This is a genomic window from Mesorhizobium sp. M5C.F.Ca.IN.020.29.1.1, from assembly GCF_003997375.1.
GTDB classification, from domain to species: domain Bacteria; phylum Pseudomonadota; class Alphaproteobacteria; order Rhizobiales; family Rhizobiaceae; genus Mesorhizobium; species Mesorhizobium wenxiniae.
Genome location: NZ_RZSW01000247.1, coordinates 1 through 8,659 on the forward strand (window position 1 = coordinate 1; position 8,659 = coordinate 8,659).

Annotated in this window: 9 protein-coding genes; 7 read left to right on the forward strand and 2 right to left on the reverse strand. The window is 63.1% G+C overall.

The annotated features are described in order from the left end of the window. On the forward strand, positions 1-527 hold a 527-nt coding region (locus EOA85_RS19650; protein ID WP_164759756.1), incomplete at its 5' end, for a PRC-barrel domain-containing protein. Between the two features lie 52 nt (positions 528-579). On the opposite strand, the gene EOA85_RS19655 is transcribed toward EOA85_RS19650, so the two are convergent. Beyond that, complete coding sequence (locus tag EOA85_RS19655) at positions 580-2,172, reverse strand: alkaline phosphatase family protein (protein WP_164759757.1); 1,593 nt, start codon at positions 2,170-2,172, stop codon at positions 580-582. Positions 2,173-2,375: 203 nt separating this feature from the next. Between EOA85_RS19655 and EOA85_RS19660 the strand changes: the two genes are divergently transcribed. The 6 genes from EOA85_RS19660 (at position 2,376) to EOA85_RS19685 (ending at position 7,588) form a co-directional block, all read left to right on the forward strand. Then, on the forward strand, positions 2,376-3,308 hold the full coding sequence (locus EOA85_RS19660) for a VOC family protein (protein WP_127210842.1): 933 nt from the start codon (positions 2,376-2,378) through the stop codon (positions 3,306-3,308). A 10-nt stretch (positions 3,309-3,318) separates the two neighbouring features. Further along, on the forward strand, positions 3,319-3,942 hold the full coding sequence (locus tag EOA85_RS19665) for an alpha/beta hydrolase (RefSeq protein WP_065007442.1): 624 nt from the start codon (positions 3,319-3,321) through the stop codon (positions 3,940-3,942). Between the two features lie 3 nt (positions 3,943-3,945). After that, on the forward strand, positions 3,946-4,245 hold the full coding sequence (locus EOA85_RS19670) for a GNAT family N-acetyltransferase (protein ID WP_029348700.1): 300 nt from the start codon (positions 3,946-3,948) through the stop codon (positions 4,243-4,245). 184 nt (positions 4,246-4,429) lie between these two features. Continuing rightward, the gene (locus EOA85_RS19675; RefSeq protein ID WP_127210843.1) at positions 4,430-5,488 is read left to right on the forward strand and encodes a dipeptidase; all 1,059 of its coding nucleotides are present in this window, start codon (positions 4,430-4,432) and stop codon (positions 5,486-5,488) included. 136 nt (positions 5,489-5,624) lie between these two features. Next, positions 5,625-6,911 (forward strand): flavin monoamine oxidase family protein, encoded by a 1,287-nt coding sequence (locus tag EOA85_RS19680; RefSeq protein ID WP_127210844.1) that lies wholly within the window; start codon positions 5,625-5,627, stop codon positions 6,909-6,911. 266 nt (positions 6,912-7,177) lie between these two features. Next, positions 7,178-7,588: a hypothetical protein gene (locus tag EOA85_RS19685; RefSeq protein WP_127210845.1), complete on the forward strand. Its 411-nt coding sequence runs from the start codon at positions 7,178-7,180 to the stop codon at positions 7,586-7,588. A 135-nt stretch (positions 7,589-7,723) separates the two neighbouring features. Here EOA85_RS19685 and EOA85_RS19690 read toward each other — a convergent pair. Then, positions 7,724-8,659, reverse strand: a 936-nt coding sequence (locus EOA85_RS19690) for an ATP-binding protein (protein ID WP_164759758.1), incomplete at its 5' end; no start/stop codon positions are given.

Genomic DNA, 8,659 nt, shown 5'->3' on the forward strand with positions numbered 1-8,659 from the left:
AGACGGCGCAGGCCCCGGCCACAACGCCTGACCCGGCTGCTCCGGCACCGGCAGACAAGACGGCGCAGGCCCCGGCAACAACGCCTGACCCGGCTGCTCCAGCACCGGCGGACAAGACAGCCGAGGCCCCGGCTGCAGCAACGCCTGACGCAACCCCCGACCAGACGCAGACCGCGGCGATCGACAAGTCGGCGCTGACCGAAATGCCGATCAACGAAATCCGGTCCGAAGATTTGGTTGGAACCACCGTCTACGGCGCCAATGATGTCAACGTCGGCGAGATTGGTGACGTCGTGTTGACGGGCGACAAGAAGGTCGACGCCGTCATCATCGACGTCGGCGGTTTCCTCGGCGTTGGCGAGAAGGAAGTGGCGGTCGGCATGGACAATCTTAAATTCATGACCGACAAGGATGGCAATCGCTATCTCTACACGAACTTCACCAAGGAGCAGCTCGAGGCGCAGGTCGCGTACGACAAGGGCACCTATGCAGAGAAGCGCGACGAGCAGCGCATGATGATGCGTTAATTCGCTCTAACGACGAAAAAAAGCCCGCGCCGGCAACGGCGCGGGCCTTTTTTCATGACTGGAAAGGTGGCAGGCCTGCGACGTGGCCGGCAACGCCATCGTCGGTCAGTTCGGCAAGCGCCAGCGACTGATCGAGATGTTCGGCCCGCCAGGCAAGCAGCCTTTCGGCAAGCTCCAACCGGACCGGCAGATAGGCCGGATCGGCAGCGACATTGGTTAGTTCGTCTCGATCCTGCTCCAGGTCGAACAGCAGCGGCGGCAGGCCGCCGCCGAAATGTACATATTTGAATTGTTTCGTGCGGATGACGGCCAGATTGCACTGGCGCGGACCGATGCCGAAATGGCGCTCGGCATCACCTTCGGCCACCGAGCGGAAATCGAATTCCCAATGCGCGGCCTCGCGCCAGTCCCCCGGCTCGACGGCGTCCAGGAACGGCTTCAGCGATCGTCCGTCGAGATGCGGCGGGGTTTCCTCGCCAAGCAGGGCGAGCAATGTCGGCGCTATGTCCACCGCCTCAGTGAAGCGATCAACCTTGGCGCCGGCCGCTTTGCGGCGACGCGGGTCGCGGATGATCAGCGGAATATGATAACTGCCGTCGAAGAAGCCGCCCTTGCCCAGCATGTAATGGTCGCCCATCATCTCGGCATGATCGGAGGTCAGCACGACGATGGTGTCATCCCATGCACCCGCCCCCTTGACCGCCTGCCAGATGCGGCCAAGCTGTGCGTCGACCTCCGAGATCATACCGTAATAGAGCGCGCGGATGCGGCAAAAATTGTCGTCTCCCCAGTCGCGCACCTTGCCCTCGGCGCCGGGGCGGAAATTCGAACGCTCCTGCAGGTCAAGGTTATAGGCAAGGTAGGGATGGCTTTCTGCCTCGGCCTGCCAGCCCACGGCGCGGTGGAAAGCCGGTCCCTCGGCAGGATCATACATCCTGTTGTAAGGCTCGGGCACGATGAAGGGCGGATGCGGGCTGAGGAAGGAAAGATGCGCGAACCACGGTGTATCGCGCTCCTGTTCGTCAAGCCAGCGGGCGAATTCGCCGGTCAGGAAAGCAGCAGGGGTTTCGTCCTTCGAGTAGACGGGCGGCGCGCTTGTCACCGCGCCGTCGGTCCTGGCTCCAAACTCGTCCGCTGGGCGATGGATGTCGGGAAAACCGGCGCTGCTCTCGATGCCGCGCGCCTTGAGCCACGACAGCCACGGTTTCTGGTGCTCCGGCAGGAGTTGGCGCACGGTGAAGCCGGGCAGCACGCCTTCGTAGCTTTTTAGCCGCGGGTCGCCCGGCGCCAGCGTGCGCGGATCGGGCGATACGTCGGTATAGCCGAACAGCGTCGGATCATAGCCGAGACTGCGCGCCGAGAGCGCGATGTTGCCGTGACGGGCGTCGAGCGGGGTTCCGTTGCGGCAAACTCGGTTGTTCATCTGGTAGAGGCCGGTGTATAGGCAGGCGCGTGCCGGCGAGCAGGGCGCCGCGCCGCCATAATGCTGTCGAAACAGCACACCCTCGGCGGCGAGCGCGTCGGCATTCGGCGTCCGCACCACCTTGTGGCCTGCCGCCGACAGGCAGTCGCTGCGCCACTGGTCGCAGGTGATCAGGAGAACATTCGGGGGCCTGTCTTTTCTGACCAATGCTGTATCCTTCATTGAAAACGTGCCGCTCATGGAGCCGAATTTTTGTGGCGACGCAAGCCTCAGGTATTCGCCAAATCGTGAACAAAAGATGCCTTATTGTTCACTTTTAGAGCACAGTCCATCTGTGTTTGCGGCCTTTGCCGCCGGCTGGCCGGTTCTCATATACGCGTGGACCGCGGCATGGGCCGCACAGGACAAGGAAAGGAGCAGGAAAAATGCTCGACGAGATCAAAGGCCTGCATCACGTCACCTCGATGGCCAGGGATGCGCGTCAAAACAATGAGTTCTTCACCAAAAAGCTCGGCCTGCGCCGGGTCAAGAAAACCGTCAATTTCGACGCGCCGGATGTCTACCATCTCTATTATGCCGACGAGCTCGGCACGCCCGGTTCGGTGATGACCTATTTTCCGTTCCCCAATATCGGCAAGGGTCGCCACGGCGTTGGCGAAGTAGGCACCACGGTCTACTCGGTGCCCGAAGGCACGCTCGCCTATTGGGAAAAGCGATTTGCCGATGAGGGCGTCGCCGGGCTGTCGCGCGAAGAGAGCTTCGGTGAGAAGCGCCTTGGCTTCGCTGGTCCCGATGGTGACGGGTTTGCGCTGGTCGAGAACAAGGCAGACACCCGGAGGCCGTGGGCGAAGGGCGATGTTCCCTCCGACGAGGCGATCCGCGGCTTCCACTCGGTGTCGCTTAGGCTGAAGGATGGCGGCGCCACCGAAGAGCTGCTGAAATTCATGGGCTATGAAGAAGTCGACACGTCCGGCACTGTAAAAAGGCTGGCGGTGAAGAACGGCAACGGCGCCAATATCGTCGATATCGAATCGTTGCCGGGCGCCGCTTTTGCCGATCTCGGCGCCGGCTCCGTCCACCACGTCGCCTTCGCTGTCGAAAACCGCGCCAAGCAACTCGAAGTGCGCAAGGCGCTGATGGACACCGGCTATCAGGTGACGCCGGTGATCGATCGTGACTATTTCTGGGCGATCTATTTCCGCACGCCGGGCGGCGTGCTGTTCGAAGTCGCCACCAACGAGCCCGGCTTCGACCGCGACGAGGACACCGCCCATCTCGGCGAGGCGCTGAAGCTGCCGTCGCAGCACCGGCATCTAAGGTCCTATCTCGAGCAACATCTGCAGAAGCTGGAAGACTGAGGACAAGGCCATGAGTAAGGACGCTTACATCTACAAAGCACTGCCCGGTTCGCCTGATGGATCGCTGCTCTTCGTCTTCCACGGGACCGGGGCCGACGAGAGTCAGCTTCTGTCGCTCGGGCGCGATCTCGCGCCGCAGGCGACTATCGTCTCGCCGCGCGGCGATGTCTCGGAACACGGTGCCGCGCGCTTTTTCCGCCGCACCGGCGAGGGCGTCTACGACATGGGCGACCTGGCGCGGGCGACGGACAAGATGGTCGGTTTCGTCAAGGCGCATGTCGAGGCGGCAAAACCCTCGTCGGTGCTTGGGCTCGGCTATTCCAACGGCGCCAACATCCTGGCGTCGGTGGTGTTCGCGGCGCCCTCTCTGTTCGACGCGGCGGTGCTGATGCATCCGCTGATCCCGTTCGAACCGCAGATCGAGGGAAGTCTCGCCGGCCGTCGCATCCTGGTCACAGCAGGCAGGCGCGATCCGATATGTCCGCCCAACCTGACGTCGCGGCTGGAGGCCTATTTGCGCGCCGGTGGCGCCGATGTAACAGTGGAGTGGCACGACGGCGGCCATGAGGTGCAGTCGAACGAGATCGAGGCGGCGCGGCGGTTCCTGTCCGCTACGCCGATAGAAGGAGCGTAAGCAATGCTTGACCAATTGCCGGAGATCGAACTGGAGGATCGCGGTTCCAAGGGCCGTTATCTCTTGCGCGGGCCTGATGGCGCCGAGGCGGAGATGACCTTCACCAAGATAGGCGAGCACCAGATCATCATCGACCACACCGAGGTGCCGGATGCGTTTCGCGGCCAGGGCGCCGGGCTTCGCCTCGTTACCCGAGCCGTCGAGGACGCGCGCGCGGCGGGCAAGAAGATCATCCCGCTTTGTCCGTTCGCCAACGCCCAGTTCCATCGTCACAAGGAATGGGCCGACGTGCTGAAGCAATAGCGCTGGTCCTACCCATAGGCCTCCGCACGCGATGACGGTTGAGGGCGGGCAGCCATAAGGCATCCATCGCTGTGGCATTTGCGCAGATCGCCTGTCTTGCCTAGTGGGCTGTCTTGCCTAGTAGGTATTGCCTTGCCTAAGTAGGTATATTGCCGCCCGACCAATCGAACCGAATGATCCCTTGATGACCGAGACCGACCTCGTTCCCGTCTTCGACGGCCACAACGATACGCTGCTCAGGCTCTATCAGTCGAAGGACGCGGATGCTGAGAAGCTGTTCATCGAGGGAACGCAGGGTGGCCACATCGACCTGCCGCGCGCGAAAAAGGGCGGCTTTGCTGGCGGCATGTTCGCAATCTTTCCGCCGCCGGTCGAAAAATCCAAGCGCAGTGCGGTTCCACCTGCGCCGAGCGATACCGAGCCCTTGCCGCCCGAAATTCCGCGCGCCGACGCGCTCGCTTCCACCATCGCCATGGCCTCGATCCTGTTCAGGCTGGAACGAGCGTCGGCGCTCACCGTCTGCCGCAGCGCCGGCGACGTGCGAAATGCGATGGCGCAAGGGTCGATCGCGGCGGTGTTCCATATTGAAGGCGTCGAGGCGATCGACCCCGAACTGAACATGCTCGACGTGTTGCATGGGGCCGGCCTGCGCTCGCTCGGCGTCGTCTGGAGCCGCCCGAACGCTTTCGGCCACGGCGTGCCGTTCCGTTTCCCGTCGACGCCCGACACCGGACCTGGCCTGACCGATGCCGGCAAGGGACTGGTCAAGGCCTGCAACCAGCTCGGCATCATGGTCGATCTTTCGCATCTCAACGAAAAGGGGTTTCGCGACGTCGCCGAGATCAGTGACGCCCCGTTGGTCGCGACCCACTCGAACGTCCATGCGATCTGCGGCCATTCCCGCAACCTCACGGACTGGCAGCTAGGCGCGATCCGCGAGTCGGGTGGCTTGGTCGGGCTGAATTTCGCCACCGGGTTTTTGCGCGAGGACGGCAGGATGAATGCCGATACCAGTCTCGACATCATGGTGCGCCATGTCGATTCACTGCTGCAGGCGCTGGGCGAAGACGGCGTCGGCCTCGGGTCCGATTTCGACGGCGCCATGATCCCGGCTGTGATCGGCGACGTCACCGGCCTGCCGAAGCTGCTCGATGCGCTCGCCGAGCGCGGCTTCGGTCGCGCGCTGATCGAGAAGATCGCCTATCGCAACTGGATCAGTATGCTGGAAAAGACCATCGGGTAAAGCGTGTCGCCCGGCAGAGTAGCCAGCGACCTGCAATATATCGATCGAGCGGGGTTTTGATGATCTGGACAAGACCGTTGTCTTCGGAGCTCAAGCCGCGGATGATTGCGGACTGCGAGAACTTCAGGGCCGGCTCTTGAAGCGCCAGGCCGTACGAACCGATGTCGCCATCGTCGGCGCCGGCTTTACCGGCCTGTCAGCCGCGCTTGAATTGAACAAGGCCGGCATTGATTTTGTGCTGATCGAGGCGCGCGGCCGCGTCGGCGGGCGGGTCGAGTCCAAGTGGAATGGGCTTGGCGAGCGGACCGACAGCGGCGGTCAGTTCCTGTGCGAGGACATGCCGGAACTGATGGCCTTGGTGCGAACGCTCGGTAAGACGTTGGTCGAGACCTATGTTAAGGGCGAAGTCATTGCCCAGCCGCTGACGGGCGAACAGGATGCCGAGCGAATCTACTACGCCTCGATGGCGATCCGCGACCGCATGAACGCGATTGCACCGGGCGATCCGACTATTGCCGGCTTGACCGTCGCCGCATGGCTCGATCGCCAGAACGATTCCGGTGAGGCCAAGGCGGCTTTTCGCTCGATGATCGAAGGCCTGTGGTGCCAGGCGCTCGAAAAACTGCCGCTTTGGCACCTCATCGACAATGACCGCCGTATCACCAATGAGGTGTCGGAGCTGCAGTATTTCGTACGCGAGACCATGCAGTCCCTGGCGGATGATCTGGCTGGCGATCTCGGCGACCGCCTGCGATTGAACGCGCCGGTCAGGACGATCGAGCGCAGACCGGGAGGCGTTCGCCTCGCGTCGACGACGGGCTCGATCACGGCTCGAATCGCGCTGATCGCCATGCCGCCGATGATGGCTTCGAAGCTGGCCTTCGCGCTGTCGCTGCCGGCTGCCTTGCAAAAGGCCCTCGGCGTCTGGCAAAGTGGCGCGGTGATCAAAATACAGCTGCGCTATGCCACAGCCTTTTGGCGCGCCAAGGGCTTGAGCGGCATGGTGATGTGGCGCGATCCGCCGGCACTTTTTGCCTGTGACGCCAGCAAGGACGACGGCCACCCTGCGTTGGTCGTTTTCGTCGGCGGGCCGCTTGCCCTCCGCTGGCGGGAACTGGGAGATGCCGCGTTGCGCCGCGAGGTTACGGCGCGGCTGCAGCAGGCGCTCGGCACGGATGCAGGCAAGTTCACCGATTTCAGCTGTCGCGACTGGACCGATGATCGCTGGAGCGGCGGCGGCTATGCCGATCTCATCATCGATACGAGTGCCACCGAGGCCGAACAAACCATACTGGCCGGCGCGCCGCCAGTGTATTTCGCATCCTCGGAATTGTCGCCGTCGTTTCCGGGCTATGTCGAAGGCGCAATCGTGGCTGGGCGCATTGCGGCACAGAAAATCCTCTCGGAATTTAATCCGCAGTAATCACCAGCGCCCCATGGTCGCAGGCGAGTCGCTCGAGCCGGCGACCGTATGCCGCCGGGCCAGAGCGGCGGCGTGATTTGATCACGTGAACATGCGACTCGACGAAAACATTCGGCAACGAACTGCCTCGCCCTGCGATGACCGGATGTGGTCCGAATTCCGGTTTCAAATCTGTTACACGGCCAGTTTGCGCGCGTCGTTCGTCCGTTACCGGGTGCGGCTATGTTCGCTTCCACAGAAAAAGAAGATCGACGAAGGGAATGGCGATGCATACGAAAATCCGGACTGCCGGCAATGACCGCCGCCTGCAAGCGCCCGAGCGCAACGGTCGGTGGCCGAAGCTGGCGCTGCGCCAGCGCGCCAATGACCATCCGATGGCGCTGTTCGTGGTGCTGGGCACCGCCGCGTTCGCCGGCATGGCGTTCGCGCCGACAGTTGGTCCCGCCTTTGCTTCACTGAACCCGCCGGCAAACATCGTCGACGGCGCGCCGACCACGACCAAGACCGCGCGCCTGCCGATGCCGGAGATCGATTTTGTCTGCAAGGGGCAGGCCTGGGGCGCCGAGAGTGCGGACTGCCTGCGCGTCATTGCCGAGCAATCCGGCATTCACAAGGCGCGTGCGGTTCGCGTGATCGCCAATGCCCCGCCGCTGACCGATACGCCGAACGTTTTTTGATGCGCCCCGAGCGACCCTCCAGCGCTCCAGGCAGGCTCCCGCCGCATCGTCGGCCGGGAGTTTTTTCTCTGGCCTCTAACCCTTCGTTTGAGCATCGAATTTTTTCAAAAGCCGATTTCCACCAAGTCCGAGGTTCTAGCTGCCCAATGCCGCCTGCTCGGCGATGGCCGACAGCACGCCGCGCACATCCAGCGTGCTGAACGGCTTTTCCAGGATCTGCGGACGCTGCGGCGCCGGCAACGCCTCGATTTCGGCTTTCGCTCCGATCAGGTCGCCGGTGACCAGAACGAAGCGCCGCGCCAGATCAGGCTTTTCGGCGAGCAGTTCGCGATAGACTGATATGCCGCTGGTGCCGGGCATGCGCAGATCGGAAAAGACGATGTCCGGTGGCATGTGGCCGGTCAAGGTCGCGGCGGCCGATGCCCAGGCCGGCACGACTCGCGACTTGATGCCCATTAATTCCAGAATGTCGGACAGCGACGCCGCGACATCCGGCTCGTCGTCGATGATCAGCGCGTGACGCAATCCGCTCGAGCGCGACGGGGTTTCGCCGGCGGCGGCCGCGCCGGCGGAGATCGCCGGCAACTGGACGACGAAACGGGCGCCCCTCGGCAGAACTTCCTCGAACCAGACATTGCCATTGTGCCGTTCGATGATCGACTTCGAGATTGACAGGCCGATGCCGGTGCCGACGCCGACCGGCTTGGTGGTGAAGTAAGATTCGAAGATGCGAGAGCGAATCGCTTCCGGCACGCCCAGCCCGTTGTCCTCAACCGAGAAACAGGGATTGCCGCGATCGCTGCGAAACGTGCGAACCTTGATCAGCCGGTCGCCGCCGATGCCGGCCAGAGCGTGCTGGCTGTTGATGAGGAAGTTGGCGGCCACTTGCGTGACATGGTCGGCGTCGGCCATGGCCAGCAGCGGGCCGCTGGCGAAATCGGTATCGATAATGATGCCGGTCGACCTGGCGCCGTACGCAGTCACTTCGAGAGCCGCGCGGACCACCTGGTTGAGGTCCGTCTCGGCTTGCGCCGCCGGGTGCAGGCGGACCATTGAGAGGAAGCTCTTGAC